The following is a 14,831-nucleotide window of genomic DNA, read 5'->3' on the forward strand; positions in this document are numbered from 1 at the left end:
GTTATGAGGCGTAAATCGGGAGAACTGGGGATGGCTCGACGCGGGTTGATGGTGCTGGTGTTCGCCTTGTTTTGCTCACTCGTCCAGGCGGGTGAGGTCGCGACGACGCCGTCCGTGATCCGTCTGGCCAGCGAAGACTGGGAAGACTACACCGCGGCTGACGGTCATGGGTTGGGTTGGGACGTGCTACGGCAAGTGTTTGAGCCGGCGGGCGTCAAGCTAGACATTCGCACCGGGCCCTACTTGCGCTCCCTGGGTCTGGCCGAACGGGGTGAGGTCGATGCCTGCGTCGGTTCCTATCGTGACCAATCCGAGGACGTGCTTTATCCCCATTGGCGCTTCGACACTGATCACATCTATGCCTTGGGCCTGGCCAGCAGCCCGGTACCTACCCCGGAAACACTGGGCAATTATCGGCTGGCCTGGGTCCGCGGCTACGATTACCAGCATTACTTGCCCAATGTGCGCCACTTCGACGAAGTGATACGGCGTACCGGCATCGTGTCGATGCTGACCCACAACCGCGTCGACTTCTATATCGATGCCCTGACCGAAGTCGATTACGTCCTCAACCGCGCCAAGGATCCGTCCCAGCTGCGGCGCACCCATATCGCAGAGTTGCCGCTGTATCTGTGTTTCGCCAAGACCGCAAAGGCCCGGAGCCTGATGGCTTTGTTCGATCAGCGCATGGAGCAACTGGTGAAAAACGGCGAGCTGAAACCCATTTTCGAGCGCTGGAAACAGCCTTATCCGTTTGATTCGAACTGACCCGGTTCTTACGGCTGATGATGTACCCATTGTGGGAGCGGGCTTGCTCGCGAAAGCGGTGGGTCATGCAACATTGATGTCGACGGACACACCGCCTTCGCGAGCAAGCCCGCTCCCACATTGATTGCAGTGCGGCGTATATCAAACATTTTGATAGTTATCGCCGATAATTCAGCCTAAGCGTCCTCCGGAACCTGCTGTTACAATGCCGGCTCTGCGAATCTTCAGACTTTTAGATCAGGAGCACACCGGTGCCTGTCGTTTTTGTCGCCGCTTCCAAGCTGCCAACGCCTTTTGCGCAATTCACCATGCACGGCTTTCTCGATGAGGCCACCGGCCGCGAGCACGTTGTGCTGAGCCTGGGTGAGTTCGCCGACGGTGCCCCGGTACTCGGCCGGTTGCACTCCGAATGCCTGACGGGCGATGCCTTGTTCAGCCAGCGTTGCGACTGCGGCTCGCAACTGGAGGCCGCCTTGCAGGCCATCGCCCGCGAAGGTCGTGGTGTTTTGCTCTACCTGCGTCAGGAAGGCCGGGGCATTGGCCTGCTGAACAAGATCCGCGCCTATGAGCTGCAGGACGGTGGCGCCGATACCGTTGAAGCCAACGAGCGCCTGGGTTTTGCCGCCGATCAGCGTGACTATGCCATGTGCCTGCCAATGCTGGAGCACCTGGGCGTGAAGTCACTGCGCCTGATGACCAACAACCCGCGCAAGGTCAAAGCCCTGACCGACATGGGGATCGCGGTCGCCGAGCGCGTGCCGCTGCACACCGGCCACAACCCGCATAACCGACTCTATCTGGCGACCAAGGCCAGCAAGCTCGACCACATGATGGGCAATGAGCATCAGGGCGAGGTAGACCGGGCGTGACCCGCGGTCAGGTGCGGCGGCGACTGTCCGTCAACTGGTGGCAATACCTGGCACTGGCCTTGTTGCCGCTGTTTTTGATCAACGCGGTGTTCGGCCAGACCGAAGCCATCCTGCCGGTGCTGGCGATGCCGTTGTTCATCGCCGGTGTAGCCTCGATGTTTGTCAGCCTGAAGTTTTTCGGCGCCTACAAACACGCGCTGATCGCCACCCAGAAAGCCCTCGATACCCCTGAAGAACCGGCCGCCTGGGTCAGTCTTGCAGCCAAGCGTCGCACGGCATTCCTTGCCGCCGGTCTGCCGGCCTGGATCGCTGCCCTGGCAGTGTTCGTCGGTCTCGAAGCGGTGCCGCTGATGCTGCTGGCGCTGTCGACCGTCGTGCTGTTCTACCTCTACCGTATTCCGCGTCAACTCGGTTGATGCGTGCGGTCTGGCTGGCGCTGTTGCTGCTGGCCGCCAGCGGCTCGGCAGTCGCGGTCGAGCGGGTTGTCAGCCTTGCGCCATCGCTCTCTGAAATTGTCGTTGAACTGGGTTCCGCCGACCTCCTGGCCGGTGTGCTGGACGCCGGTGAACGCCCCGCCGAACTCAAGAACCTGCCGTCCGTTGGCCGCTATGGCCAGTTGGACATGGAGCGCCTGCTCAGCCTGAAACCCGATCTGTTGCTGCTATGGCCCGGCAGCGTCGGCCCGGCCCAGCGTGATCAGCTCGAGCGCCTGAATATTCCCACTTTCGTCGCCGAACCCCACAGCCTGGACCAGCTCGCCGCGCAGATCGAGGCCATTGCCGCTCAGCTCGGTCGGCCTGAACGCGGAATTTCATTGGCCACCGATTTACGTCGGCGGCTGGATGAATTGCGCCAACGCTATCGGCGGGATCAGCCATTACGGGTGTTCTATCAGGTGTGGGATCGACCGCTGTACACCGTCGGCGGCGAACAGATCATCAGCGATGCGCTGGAAGTCTGCGGCGCACACAACGTGTTTGCCGACCTGAGGCTGCCAGCACCGCAAGTCAGTGTGGAGGCCGTGTTGCAGCGTAATCCCGAGGTGATTCTGGCCAGCGATCAGGCGCAACTTGATGCGTGGAAAGCCTGGCCACAGGTGGCGGCGGTAACACAAGGGCAATTGCGCCTGGTCACGGACAAGGGGTTGGAACGGCCGAGTGGGCAGATGATCGAGGCGACTGCAAAGCTTTGTCATTTGATTGCGCCAGACCGCTGAGGCCGAGGTGCCTTCATCGCGAGCAAGCCCGCTCCCACAGGATCGCGCTAAACCTGTGGGAGCGGGCTTGCTCGCGAAGAGGTCGGCCCAGACAGTACAAGGTCCGGATCAGATCTCCGGCGTCCACGTCACCCCGAACATCCACGCCCGACCTTCCTCGCGGTTACCTTGGTAGCTGTACAACGCCCGGCTGTAACCGTTGTCCAGCAGGTTATCGACCTTCAGTTGCAGCCTGATTTCACGATGTGTCGCGATCCCGCGGGTCGATGATCGCCACGCCAAGGTTGCTCTGCCAGCCAGACAATTCCTGCTTCAATACCGCTTCAAAACCGTTGATCCGCGCCGAGGCAACGTTCTCTGGGCGCGAGTTGCTGCCGAAGATAATCGCGTCTTCAAGGTCGGTGCGATACAGCGAAGCCTCCAGACGACTGCTCTCGGTCAACTGGCTGCGCCATTGCAGTTCATAGCTTTTCGAGGTTTCAGGCTTCAGGTCCGGGTTGCTGAAGTCGGGGTAGTACAGATCGTTGAACGTCGGCGCGCGGAAGCCTTCGCTGTAGGTCAGCAGCTGGCCAGCCGGCAGCAGAGCCAGCGTCAGGGCCAGGGGGGAGAGTTTCATTGGCAGTCCGTTGGTGCTTCGTGGCGCACACAAATCAAATGTGGGAGCGGGCTTGCTCGCGAAGGCGGAGTATCAGTCAACTTTCCGGTTGAATGATCCGACGCTTTCGCGAGCAAGCCCGCTCCCACAGGGTATTGCGATTAAATGTTAAGTAGTTGCAGGCGCTCGCGGATCGAAGCCTCGATCCCGGCTTCATCCAGCCCACACTCGGCCAGCATTTGCGCAGGCTTGGCGTGTTCGACGTAAATGTCCGGCAAGCCCAGGTGCAGCATCGACTTGAGGATGTTTTCCCGGGCGAGGAATTCGCTGACTGCGCCACCGGCACCGCCCATGATCGCGTTTTCTTCGACGGTCACCAGTAGCTCGTGGCTACCGGCGATTTCGCGAACCAGCTCTTCATCCAGCGGCTTGACGAAACGCATGTCGACCACCGTCGCATCCAGCGTTTCGGCGACTTTCAGGGCTTCGGCCAGTTGCACGCCGAACACCAGCAGGGCGACTTTGCTGCCCTGGCGGCGAATCACACCCTTGCCGATCTCGATCGGTTCGAGGTCTTTCTCGATGGTCGCGTTCGGGCCATTGCCGCGTGGATAACGCACAGCCGCCGGGCCTTCGTACAGGTGACCGGTGGTGAGCATTTTGCGCAGCTCGTTTTCATCGCTCGGGGTCATCACCAGCATGCCCGGGATGCAACGCAGGAACGACAGGTCGAAGCTGCCCGCATGGGTCGGACCGTCTTCGCCCACCAGACCGGCGCGGTCGATGGCGAACAGTACGTCGAGATTCTGCACGGCGACGTCATGTACCAACTGGTCGTAGCCGCGCTGCAGGAAGGTCGAATAGATGGCCACTACCGGTTTGGCGCCTTCGCAGGCCATGCCGGCCGCGAGGGTGACGGCGTGCTGCTCGGCAATGGCCACGTCGAAATAGCGCAGCGGGAAACGTTCGCTGAACGCGACCAGGTCTGAGCCTTCCTTCATCGCCGGGGTAATCCCGACCAGGCGCGGATCGGCAGCCGCCATGTCGCACAACCATTCGCCGAACACACCGGAGTATTTCGGCCCGCTGGCCTTTTTCGGCGCAGCGGCCGGGGCGTCCAGCGGTTCGAGTTTGGTGATGGCGTGGTAACCGATCGGGTCGACTTCCGCCGGGGCGAAGCCTTTGCCTTTCTTGGTGACGACGTGCAGGAACTGCGGGCCTTTCAGATCGCGCATGTTGCGCAGGGTGGCGATCAGGGTCGGCAGGTCGTGGCCATCGATGGGGCCAATGTAGTTCCAGCCCAGCTCTTCGAACAGCGTGCCGGGAACCAGCATGCCTTTGGCATATTCTTCGGTCCGGCGAGCGATTTCCCAGGCACCGGGCAGGCGCGACAGCACTTTCTTGCTGCCTTCGCGCATGCTCGCGTAGGTGCGGCTGGAAAGGATTTTCGCCAGATAGTTCGACAAGCCGCCGACGTTGCGCGAGATCGACATGTCGTTGTCGTTGAGGATCACCAGCATGTTGGCGTCCACTTCCGGCGCATGGTTCAGCGCCTCGAACGCCATGCCCGCGGTCAGCGCGCCGTCGCCGATCACCGCAATGGCCTTGCGATCACTGTTCTGCAGGCGGGCGGCGATCGCCATGCCCAGCGCCGCACTGATCGACGTGCTGGAGTGACCGACGCCAAAGGTGTCGTACTCGCTCTCGGAGCGGCGCGGGAAGGCCGCGACGCCGTCCTTTTGGCGCAGGGTGCCCATGCGCTCGCGACGACCGGTGAGGATCTTGTGCGGATAAGCCTGATGACCCACGTCCCACACCAACCGGTCGTCCGGGGTGTCGAAGACGTAATGCAGCGCGATGGTCAGCTCGATCACACCCAGGCCGGCACCGAAATGCCCACCGGTCTGGCCGACCGTGTAGAGCAATTCCAGGCGCAACTCATCGGCCAGGGTTTCCAGCTCGGCTTCGCCTAACCGGCGCAGGCCGTCCGGCGTGTTCGCGCGGTCGAGCAGGGGCGTGGTTGGGCGTTTGCGGGGAATCTCATGAAACGTCGTGGGCATCAGGCGAATCGTTATAGGTATAAAAGATGCGGCAGTTTACCTGATGCTTCGTCCCCTGCCCACGCGTTGGTTTTTTTTGGCGGATACGCCGTCAACTGCGGCGATCGACGATATACCGGGCCAGATCACGCAACGGCTCGGCCGCCGCGTCAAACGGTCGCAGTGCATGCAGGGCCTGGTCGCGCAACTCCAGGGCATAGGCCTTGGCGGCGTCGAGGCCGAGCAGGGCCGGGTAGGTCGGTTTGTCCCGGGCAATGTCGGCGCCCTGGCGTTTGCCGAGGGTTTCGGTATCGCTTTCGACGTCGAGAATGTCGTCCTGGACCTGGAATGCCAGGCCGATGGCCTGTGCATAAGTCTGCAGGGACTTGAGTTCGTCCTTCTCGGCACGGCCGCTGGCCAATGCGCCGAGTTTAACGCTGACCTCGATCAACGCGCCGGTCTTGTGCCGATGCATGTATTCCAGGGCTTTCTGGTCGAGCTTCAGGCCGACCGAACCGAGGTCGATGGCCTGACCGCCGACCATGCCCGCCGGGCCTGCCGCCAGTGCCAGGGCGCTGACCATTTGCAGGCGGATTTCGGCCTCCGAAGTGCTCAGGCGTGGGTCGAGCAGGGCGCTGAAGGCCAGGCTCTGCAAGCCGTCGCCGGCGAGGATCGCGCAGGCTTCATCGAATTTCTTGTGGGTGGTTGGCTGGCCGCGACGCAGATCGTCATCGTCCATGGCCGGCAAGTCGTCATGCACCAGCGAGTAGGCGTGGATCAGTTCCACCGCACAGGCCGCGCCGTTGGCTTGCTCGGGTTTGCCGCCCAACGCTTCGCACGCGGCGTAGGCCAACAGTGGGCGCACGCGTTTGCCGCCATTCATTACGCTGTAGCGCATGGCCTCGTACAGCCGCGCCAGCTCTGGGCTCGGTGCCGTGAACAGGGTTTCCAGGGCCGCATTGACGCGGGCCTGGCTGGTTGCCGAGTACGCTGCAATCATTCTGGCTGATCCGCGTCGAAGGGTTCCTCGGCCAACTCGCCATCACGCTCGAGCAGCACCTGAACCTTTTGTTCGGCCTGGGCCAGCGCCGCCTGGCAATCGCGGGTCAGACCGATGCCTTGCTCGAAAGCGGCCAGCGAGTCTTCCAGCGACAATTCGCCATTCTCCAGACGCTCCACCAGCGTTTGCAGGTCGGCGAGGGACTGTTCGAAATCCAGTGCAGCTTTTTTGCGGGCCATGGCGGCGATTTCCGGTTGACGTTAAACCGGCGCGACACTAGCAGATAGGGGGTTCATGGGCAAATGAGCGGGGTGATTGGAGCTGTGATTTGCGGCGAGCCACAAAGTTAGTGGTCCTCAAGTGTACTGAGGACTATTCGGCTCACTTTATGAGCCGAATAACATCGCTATTCGGCTCACCGTTCCCGCTTCCGTGATTCTCACCGCAATTTCAGAGCCATCCGATTGTTAAAAAATAACCAACTGGCTAACCTTCGCGCCATCTACGACCCAACGATCACGGGTCTTTCAGACGAAACGCAGTATCCACATCTGTAACGCGCCGAGGATCAGGCGCAAGGTTTCGTCATGCATGGCAGGAGGCGTCACATGCGCTCGTTTCTTTTGCTGCTGGTCGGGTTGGCTATCGCGCCGGTGATTCTGGCCGCGCCGGGTGCCGAGTTGTCGGAGCCGGTGGGTGGCTGGCGTTACAACGGTTTGCCGGACCGCAGTGAAACCCCGCAAGTCGCCTATCCCACGCCGCCGATTGACCGAGGCGTACAGCGCAATCGCACGATGATCGAAGGCGAGCTCAAGGCCCTCGGCACTCAACGCGGACCGCACACCTTGGCGGTCAACGGCAATCCGCTGAACCTCTACACCGATGAGCAAGGGCGCTTCGCCCGGCCGTATGCGTTTGGTGCCGGCTCCAACAGCGTCGAAATCCGCAGCGCCGAAGGTCAGTCCCTCAAGCGTGTGCAATTCTATGAAGCCAACAACCTGCGCACACCGGCAAGGATTCGCGTGGTGCTGGGTTGGGACGATCCGAAGGCCGAACTCGACCTGCACATCATCACGCCGGACGGCCAGCATGCCTTCTGGGCGCACTCGGCCTTGACCAACGGTGGCGGCCTCGACCCTGACGGCGTCGATGGCCCGGGTCCGGAAATGTTCACCATGACCGCACCGCTGCACGGCACCTATCTGGTTTACGTGAACTATTGGGGCAACTTCGGCAGCGGCGGCTATAACTTCGATGAGACCGGCAACCAGAATGAGGTGATTACCTCGCAGATCAACCTGGTGCTCAACGAAAACACCGTCGATGAAAAGCGCGAAACGTTCATCGTGCCCCTGCGCGCAATCGGCGACCTGCTGCTGGTCAAGACTTTCAACTACTAAGCATCCCCGCTCCACGGATGAACATCGGGTTTTGTGAACATGAGTGAAAACACCGTTTCCCCGGCCGCCAACGCACCCGTGGCCAAACCTTCCCGGCGTTGGCCGGCGCTGCTGGCCGGGTTGTGTCTGGTGGCGGGTGTGGCGGGTGGCCTGGGGTGGTTCATGCATAAGTCCAGGGCCCCCGTCATCGTGCTGGCCAGCGACAAGCTCGGGATGAGCCGGCCCGATGGCCTGCTGGAAACCCGTTCCCTGAGCCAATTGCCCAAGGACCTGCTGGCAGTGCCGTTCCTCAAGGAAACCCTGACCGAAGATTTCGTCTTCTATTACGAAACCCACGCCGATCGCCTGGGTTTGATCGGCAGTCTGCGGCGGATCATCTACGAACATGACCTGAAGTGGCAGGACACCCTGATCGAGCAACTGTTCGATCAGCCTGCCGACGTAGCGTTGTGGCGCGGGGCGGATGGGCGGCTCAAGGATTTCCTGCTGGTGATGGATCGCGGCGGGTTGGCCAAGGTGCTGGAACCGCTGGCCAAAGTGGCGCTGGACGACTCGCAATTGAGCAAAGTCGCTGACGTGAAAGTCGGTACCGACGACGTGACGCTCTATCAACTCAGTTACAACGCGAGCAAGGCGCTGCTGTTTGCGTCCCATGGCGACAAACTGGTGGTGCTGTCCAATCCGGCGAAACTCTACGACCCGCAAAGTGGTGCTGCACAGGAAAGCGGCAGCGTTTCGACCCAAGCCATCGCAGCCCTGCTCAATGGCGACCAACTGTTCCCCGAAGCCTTCGGCCTGCCACCGCGTGTGCCGCAGGTGAAGCAACGCCTGTCGGTGAACGCCAGTGTGCTGGCCATGGGGTACCAGCGTTTCATTCCGAACTTTGTCGGTCTGCGCTTTGACATGGACGACACGGGCTGGCGCAGCTTTCTGGCCATGGATGAACTGGAAAATCAGCCGGACTTCGATTTCAAACCGATCTGGCAAGCCATGCCCATGGGGGCCAGCGCTTGCGTGGCGTTGCCGCTGGCTGCCGAACAACAGAAACCGCTGCTGGTGAAACTCGGTGCCGAAGAGAAGGTGGCCCAGGCGCTGACGGAGCACATGGCTGGCGCGGCGGGCCTGTGCTGGTATGCCGATTCGCGGTTGTACACACCCTTGCTGGTGGCCAGCCTCAACGATGACGACAGCGGCAAACTCGATGGGGATTTGGGCAACCTGTTCGGCTCGATGGTCGGCGCCTACGAGAACAACGTCGAAGACGGTGCCTTCCCGGTGGTGGAAAAACAGGAAGGCCGAAGCCACCAGTGGCAACGTCAGGTCAGTTCCAGTTTCGGTCCCTATGCGGCCAAGGAGGCTGTAGACCCTGACGCCATCAGCGGCAAGGCGTTCATGAAAGTCAGCCTGGCGCGCCATGGTTCAACGCTGCTGTTTTCCCTCGACGACAAGCTGGTGGACAAGGCCCTCGGCACCCTCGATAAACGCTTCCCGCCGATGGCCGACGTGGTGCCCAAAGACCTGTTGATGCCGGTCTATTTCGGCCCGGACTCCATGGCGCAACTGATGCAGCAGGAAACCCTCGACAGCCTGCCCCAGGACATGGAACCGGTGTTCTACAACGCTGCGCAAACCTACCTGATCCCGAAACTTCGCAAGCTCGGCGGCTACGGCAAATATGCCCTGACCTTGCCCGAAGGCAGCGAGCCCGACGGCCACTGGCAGTGGCTGCCGCTGGAGTGGAAAGCGCTGTGACAGCATTGATCCGCAGTCTCGGCCTGTTGGCGTTGTTGCTGAGCACGGGCGCCCGCGCTGTCGAGACACCGCCGCTCGACCCGCAGCAATCCCAGGTGTTCCGCGCCTGGTTCGTGCGCATCGCCCAGGAACAATTGAGCCAGGGCCCGAGCCCGCGCTGGTATCAGCAGGATTGCGCCGGACTGGTGCGCTTCGCCGCCAATGAAGCGCTGAAAGTCCATGACGACAAATGGCTGCGCAGCAATGGCCTGTCCAATCGTTACCTGCCGCCGGAGCTGCCGTTGAGCGATGCCCAGCGCGGTCTTGCCCAGCAGTGGCAACAGGGCGGCGGCAAGGTCGGGCCCTACGTCAATGCGATCAAATTGATCCAGTTCAACAGCCACCTGGTCAGCCGCGATGTGTCACAGGCGCGACCGGGCGACCTGATGTTTTTCGATCAGGGCGACGACCAGCACCTGATGATCTGGATGGGCCGCTACATCGCCTATCACACCGGCACCACCACACCCACCGACAACGGCATGCGTTCGGCAAGCCTGCAGCAACTCATGACATGGAAGGACACCCGATGGATACCCGACGCAGCCAACCCCAACTTCATCGGCGTCTATCGACTGAATTTTCTCTCCCAATGACCGGTGTCCGCATGCTGCGTTTTCTGTCTTTGATGTTGGTATTGGTGTTGCCTTTCTCGGCGGTCAACGCCGAAGATTCGGTCCCGTCCAGCGGCTATGCGCCAGTGGCCGGCGAGAGTTTTTTCCTGCTGGCCGACAGCAGTTTTGCCAGCGATGAACAGGCGATGGTGCGCCTCGAAGCACCGGGTCGCGACTATCGCCGGTTTCGCATGGAACCCTACGGCGGCGCCGATATCCGGGTGTATCGCATCGACAAACCGCTGGATTTCCTCAAGCGCCAGAAGAACCTGCATCGGGTGGTCAGCGATGGTCAGTTCAAGGGTGAAGGCCTGTCCAACACCCTCGCGTACCTGTGGGACAACTGGTATCGCAAATCCCGTCGGGTGATGCAGCGGGCGTTTTCCTACGAGTCGCGTAAACAAGTCACCGAGGAAGTGCCGGAACTGAAGATGGGCAATGCGATGGCCGCGCCAACGCCCTACGATGCGCAGCCGCAATTCGCGCTGATACCGGGTCTGCCGGTGGTCAGCCAGTTCCGTTATCCGTTGTGGCAGGCCAAGCCGATCCAGCCACCGACAGGGGTGAATCTGGCCGGGTCTTCCAGCGAGTTCGTCAGCGTTGCGCCGGGCAACGTGTACATCCCGTTGGGCAATCTCAAACCGGGTCTTTATCTGGTGGAAGCACTGATCGGCAAGTACCGCGCGACCACCATGGTGTTCGTCTCCAACACCGTGGCGGTGAGCAAGATTGCCGGTGACGAATTGCTGGTGTGGGCTGCACGCAAACACGAAGGCAGCCCGGTGCCGAAGGTCAATGTGTTGTGGACCGATGGCCTCGGCGTAATGAGTAGCGGCGCCACGGATAGCGACGGCTTGCTGCGCCTGAAACACGTCAGCCCCGAGCGTTCGTTCGTGATCGGCGAGGACGAAGAGGGCGGAGTGTTCGTCTCGGAAAACTTCTACTACGACAGCGAAATCTACGACACCAAACTCTATGCCTTCACCGATCGGCCGCTGTATCGGCCGGGGGATTGGGTGTCGCTGAAAATCGTCGGACGCGAATTCAAGAATGCCCGGGACTCGGTGCAGCCAAGCGCTGCCGACGTCAACGTGACTGTGCTGGATGCGACTGGCACGGCACTGCAATCCCTTAATCTGAAACTCGACTCAAAGGCCGGCACCCAAGGCCGGTTCCAGTTGCCGGACAACGCCGTGGCCGGTGGTTATGAACTGCGTTTCAACTACAAGGAGCAGGCTTACAGCAGCGCCTTCCGCGTCGCCGAATACATCAAGCCGCACTTCGAAATTTCGCTCAATCTGGCCAGGCAGGATTACCGCACGGGCGAGCCGGTCAAGGGTAATCTGGTGCTGCTGTACCCGGACGGCAAACCGGTGGCCAATGCGAAATTGAGCCTGAGCCTGCGCGCCCAACAGCTGTCGATGGTCGACAACGAACTGCAATACCTCGGGCAATTCCCGGTGGAGCTGACCAGTACCGAACTGACCACCGACGCCAAGGGCAGCGCGTCCCTCGAATTGCCGGCCGCCGACAAACCGAGTCGCTACATGCTCACCGTGTTCGCCAGCGACGGCGCGGCGTATCGCGTGAAAACCACCAAGGAAATCCTTATCGACCGCGGTGCGGCGAATTTCCGTTTGAGCGCGCCCCGGCGCTTCAGCGCGGTGGGTGAAAAGGTTGCGTTCAGCTACGCCCGCGAAGGCGAGCAGGCCGACGTCGTTACGCCAGGCAGCTACGGCTGGGTACGTCTGGAAGACCAGAGCACCGGCGAAGGCAAACTCACGGCAACCGACAAAAGCTTCACACTGGCCTTCGACCGGCCGGGCACCTACAACCTGACGCTCAAGGATGACCACGGTCGCGTGGTCGGCGCCACTGGGCATTCGGTCACCGGTGAAGGTGTCAAAGCCGTACCCGGCACCGTGGAAATCGTCCTCGACAAGCCCGAATACATCGCAGGCGATGAAGCGCTGGCGCTGATCACTTTCCCGGAACCCGTGAGCGATGCGCTGCTATCTCTGGAGCGCGACAAGGTCGAAACCACCGCGTTACTTTCCAGAGGCGGCGACTGGCTGAAGATGGAAAAACTCAGCGATACCCAATACCGCGCGCGCATTCCGGTGAAGGACGGTTTCGCGCCGAACCTGACCTTCTCGGTGCTGTACACCAAGGGCGGCCAGTACAGTTTCCAGAACGCCGGCATCAAGGTGATCACGCCACAGATCGACGTGGCCATCGTCACCGATAAAGAAGCCTACCAGCCGGGTGAAACCGTCTCGGTGGACCTGAGTACCCGGTTCGCCGGCAAGCCGATTCCCGCGCATCTGACGGTCAGCGTGGTCGATGAAATGGTCTACGCCTTGCAACCTGAGGTCGCGCCGAGCATCGACCAGTTCTTCTATCACCCGCGACGCAACAATGTGCGCACCAGCGCCAGTTTGTCGTTCATCAGTTATGACGTTGCCTTGCCGGGCAGCCCTGGTGCACCAGGCAAAGCCAATCGCAGCGAGCGCGGCGTGAAAGTGCTGGAGCGGCCGCGTCGCGAGGATGTCGACACGGCTGCCTGGCAACCTGAATTGCTGACTGACGCCAACGGCAAAACCCGTTTCACCTTCAAGATGCCCGACTCCCTGACCCGCTGGCGCATCACCGCCAGGGCCATCGCCGATGACGGTCAGGTCGGGCAGAAGAAGCAATTCGTGCGCTCGGAAAAACCGCTGTACCTGAAGTGGAGCGGCCCGACCCGATTCCGCGCTCGCGACAAACCGGACCTCGGTGTGTTCGCCTTCAGTCAGGCCGAGAAACCGGTCAAGGCCGAACTGGTGACCCGTTACGCCGGCAACGAACAGCGCGTGCCTGTGACCCTGAACAGCGGCATCAACTACATTCCGTTGCCAACCATTGAACTGGTCAATGGCGAGTGGAGCGCCGAGCTGGTGCAGGACGGCAAAACCGCTGACGCCCTGGCGGTGCGCCTGAGCGCGACCGGTGAAGGCTGGCAGGTGACTCAAACCCGGAGCCTTGATGTGGCTGAGGGCGATACGCCGCTGACATTGCCGACAGACGCCAGCGATATCCGCCTGCGTCTGGACGACAGTCCACAAGCGTTGTTCCGTTCTGCACTCGACGATCTGTTGAGCTACCCCTACGGCGGCGTCGAACAGACCGCCAGTCGTCTGTTGCCGTTGAGCATCGCCTACCCGACGCTGGCGGCGAATCCGCAGATCCGCGATCGCTTGCGCCTGATCATGCAAAACAGTCGCCTGCGCCTGGTGCAAATGGCCGGTCCTTCGGCGTGTTTCACTTGGTGGGGCATGGACGGCGAGCCGGATGCGTTCCTCACCGCTTACGCCTATTACGCCGACTGGCACGCCAGCCGGGTGCTGGAACTGAGCCTGCCGCCAGAGCATTGGCAGCGGGTGCTGGAGGTCTACGCCAAACAGGCGAATAACACACCGCTGTTGCAGCGGGCGCTGATTCTGTCGTTCGCCAAACAGATGCAGTTGCCGGTCAACACCTTGCTCAGTGGCTTGCTGGAAGACCTGGCGAAAGCAGGCGAGGGCGCTGCCGCGAACCTGATGGAGGACGGCGAAGACAGCCTCATCATGAGCGATCCGGATTCAGTCTTGGGGCTGGCTGCTGCACGAGTGCTGACGGCATCGCTGGCCAGGCAATCGAAGGTCGTTTTGCCGGACGCGTTCAATCGGCAACTGGCCGACGCGCAGCAACGACTGGCCGTCAGTTCCCAGCCGTTTGCCGAAGCGCTGAACCTGTCGTTGCAACCCTTCGATCAGGCTCACGCCCAGGCCTTGCTGCAACGCTTGCTGCCACAGCAATCGACACTGGAACGGGCGCTGGCGTTGATCTGGCTGCAACGCAGTATCGAGCAGGCATCGCCCACTATTGCATTGGCGCCGGGTGAAGGCTGGAAGAAACAGTACGGGGTTTCTGGCGAGATGTATTGGACGTGGCAGGGGCCTGCGCCAGTGCCGACGGTATTGACGCTGACCGGCGCGCAAGAGCGTCCGCTGCGCGCTGCGTTGAGCTACCGCAGCCAGCAGCCGGTGGTCGATCCGATGGCCGTGACCATCACCCGTCGTCTGTCGCGACTGGTGCCGGGGGATGAAGCCTTCATCTTCAAACTCGAAGCGGTCGGTAACGCGCCGCTTTCGAGCGACAACCTCTATCTCGACGAAGTGATCATCACCAGTAAAGCCGCCAGACCGTTGCGCTACGGCATGCTTGAAGTGCCGTTGCCCCCCGGCGCCGATGTCGAGCGCACCACCTGGGGCATCAAGCTCATGGGCAAGGCCGGCACCGAGCCGACGGCGCTGGAGAAGGCCCGTTTCGAACCGGGGCAAATGGCTTATGCCATTCCGGTCGATGCCTTGAGCGGCGAATTGCGTCTGCGGCATTTGGTGCGTTTCTCGCAGAAGGGGCAATTCAACTTGCCGCCGGTGCGTTTCACTCAGGTTTATGCGCCGCAGCATCAGGCACTGGAACAAAAGGCAGCCCTTGGCCAGGTCACGGTTCACTGAC

The 14,831-nt window shown here is 61.5% G+C and carries 11 protein-coding genes and 1 pseudogene; 8 read left to right on the plus strand and 4 right to left on the minus strand.

From position 1 onward, the window contains the following. Positions 1-30 precede the first annotated feature (30 nt). From ABIA48_RS18020 to ABIA48_RS18035, 4 genes are all read left to right on the plus strand, one after another. On the plus strand, positions 31-768 hold the full coding sequence (locus ABIA48_RS18020) for a substrate-binding periplasmic protein (RefSeq protein WP_429492882.1): 738 nt from the start codon (positions 31-33) through the stop codon (positions 766-768). 251 nt (positions 769-1,019) lie between these two features. Next, positions 1,020-1,637 carry a GTP cyclohydrolase II gene (gene ribA, locus ABIA48_RS18025; RefSeq protein WP_007984463.1) on the plus strand — a complete coding sequence of 206 codons (618 nt, stop codon included), beginning with the start codon at positions 1,020-1,022 and terminating at the stop codon, positions 1,635-1,637. Next, positions 1,634-2,053 (plus strand): MFS transporter, encoded by a 420-nt coding sequence (locus tag ABIA48_RS18030; RefSeq protein WP_429490327.1) that lies wholly within the window; start codon positions 1,634-1,636, stop codon positions 2,051-2,053. Before ribA ends, ABIA48_RS18030 begins: the two co-directional genes overlap by 4 nt. After that, a complete protein-coding gene (locus tag ABIA48_RS18035; protein WP_429490328.1) occupies positions 2,053-2,853 on the plus strand; it encodes a cobalamin-binding protein in 801 nt (266 codons plus the stop codon). The genes ABIA48_RS18030 and ABIA48_RS18035 overlap by 1 nt, the downstream gene beginning before the upstream one ends. Before the next feature lie 108 nt (positions 2,854-2,961). On the opposite strand, the pseudogene ABIA48_RS18040 reads toward ABIA48_RS18035, so the two are convergent. From ABIA48_RS18040 to ABIA48_RS18055, 4 genes and pseudogenes are all read right to left on the minus strand, one after another. Further along, positions 2,962-3,445: pseudogene (locus tag ABIA48_RS18040) on the minus strand (TonB-dependent receptor domain-containing protein); the annotation flags it as partial. 164 nt (positions 3,446-3,609) lie between these two features. After that, a complete protein-coding gene (dxs, locus tag ABIA48_RS18045) occupies positions 3,610-5,508 on the minus strand; it encodes a 1-deoxy-D-xylulose-5-phosphate synthase (protein ID WP_429490329.1) in 1,899 nt (632 codons plus the stop codon). Between the two features lie 91 nt (positions 5,509-5,599). Beyond that, entirely contained in the window at positions 5,600-6,487 is an 888-nt protein-coding gene (gene ispA, locus ABIA48_RS18050) for a (2E,6E)-farnesyl diphosphate synthase (protein ID WP_007984469.1), read from the minus strand. After that, positions 6,484-6,726, minus strand: coding sequence for an exodeoxyribonuclease VII small subunit (locus ABIA48_RS18055; RefSeq protein ID WP_007970180.1), 243 nt, complete (start codon positions 6,724-6,726; stop codon positions 6,484-6,486). Before ABIA48_RS18055 ends, ispA begins: the two co-directional genes overlap by 4 nt. 369 nt (positions 6,727-7,095) lie before the next feature. Here ABIA48_RS18055 and ABIA48_RS18060 point away from each other — a divergent pair, with 369 nt between their 5' ends. Genes ABIA48_RS18060 through ABIA48_RS18075 form a run of 4 tightly spaced genes read left to right on the plus strand, consistent with a single transcriptional unit; the run spans position 7,096 to position 14,830 of the window. Beyond that, a complete protein-coding gene (locus tag ABIA48_RS18060) occupies positions 7,096-7,887 on the plus strand; it encodes a YfaP family protein (RefSeq protein ID WP_429490332.1) in 792 nt (263 codons plus the stop codon). A gap of 39 nt (positions 7,888-7,926) precedes the next feature. Next, positions 7,927-9,639, plus strand: coding sequence for a DUF2138 domain-containing protein (locus tag ABIA48_RS18065; RefSeq protein ID WP_429490334.1), 1,713 nt, complete (start codon positions 7,927-7,929; stop codon positions 9,637-9,639). Further along, positions 9,636-10,274, plus strand: a complete 639-nt coding sequence (locus ABIA48_RS18070; RefSeq protein ID WP_204933522.1) for a DUF1175 family protein — start codon at positions 9,636-9,638, stop codon at positions 10,272-10,274. The genes ABIA48_RS18065 and ABIA48_RS18070 overlap by 4 nt, the downstream gene beginning before the upstream one ends. Beyond that, positions 10,271-14,830 (plus strand): alpha-2-macroglobulin family protein, encoded by a 4,560-nt coding sequence (locus tag ABIA48_RS18075; RefSeq protein ID WP_429490336.1) that lies wholly within the window; start codon positions 10,271-10,273, stop codon positions 14,828-14,830. Before ABIA48_RS18070 ends, ABIA48_RS18075 begins: the two co-directional genes overlap by 4 nt. Position 14,831 lies beyond the last annotated feature (1 nt).

This window comes from Pseudomonas sp. S30_BP2TU TE3576 (assembly GCF_050436025.1).
Classification (GTDB): domain Bacteria; phylum Pseudomonadota; class Gammaproteobacteria; order Pseudomonadales; family Pseudomonadaceae; genus Aquipseudomonas.

Excerpts from the sequence above, each read along its gene's own strand:
- ABIA48_RS18020 (WP_429492882.1), top strand. The coding sequence starts at position 31 with ATGGCTCGACGCGGGTTGATGGTGCTGGTGTTCGCCTTGTTTTGCTCA.
- ABIA48_RS18035 (WP_429490328.1), top strand. The coding sequence starts at position 2,053 with ATGCGTGCGGTCTGGCTGGCGCTGTTGCTGCTGGCCGCCAGCGGCTCG.
- dxs (WP_429490329.1), bottom strand. The coding sequence starts at position 5,508 with ATGCCCACGACGTTTCATGAGATTCCCCGCAAACGCCCAACCACGCCC.
- ispA (WP_007984469.1), bottom strand. The coding sequence starts at position 6,487 with ATGATTGCAGCGTACTCGGCAACCAGCCAGGCCCGCGTCAATGCGGCC.
- ABIA48_RS18055 (WP_007970180.1), bottom strand. The coding sequence starts at position 6,726 with ATGGCCCGCAAAAAAGCTGCACTGGATTTCGAACAGTCCCTCGCCGAC.
- ABIA48_RS18060 (WP_429490332.1), top strand. The coding sequence starts at position 7,096 with ATGCGCTCGTTTCTTTTGCTGCTGGTCGGGTTGGCTATCGCGCCGGTG.
- ABIA48_RS18065 (WP_429490334.1), top strand. The coding sequence starts at position 7,927 with ATGAGTGAAAACACCGTTTCCCCGGCCGCCAACGCACCCGTGGCCAAA.
- ABIA48_RS18075 (WP_429490336.1), top strand. The coding sequence starts at position 10,271 with ATGACCGGTGTCCGCATGCTGCGTTTTCTGTCTTTGATGTTGGTATTG.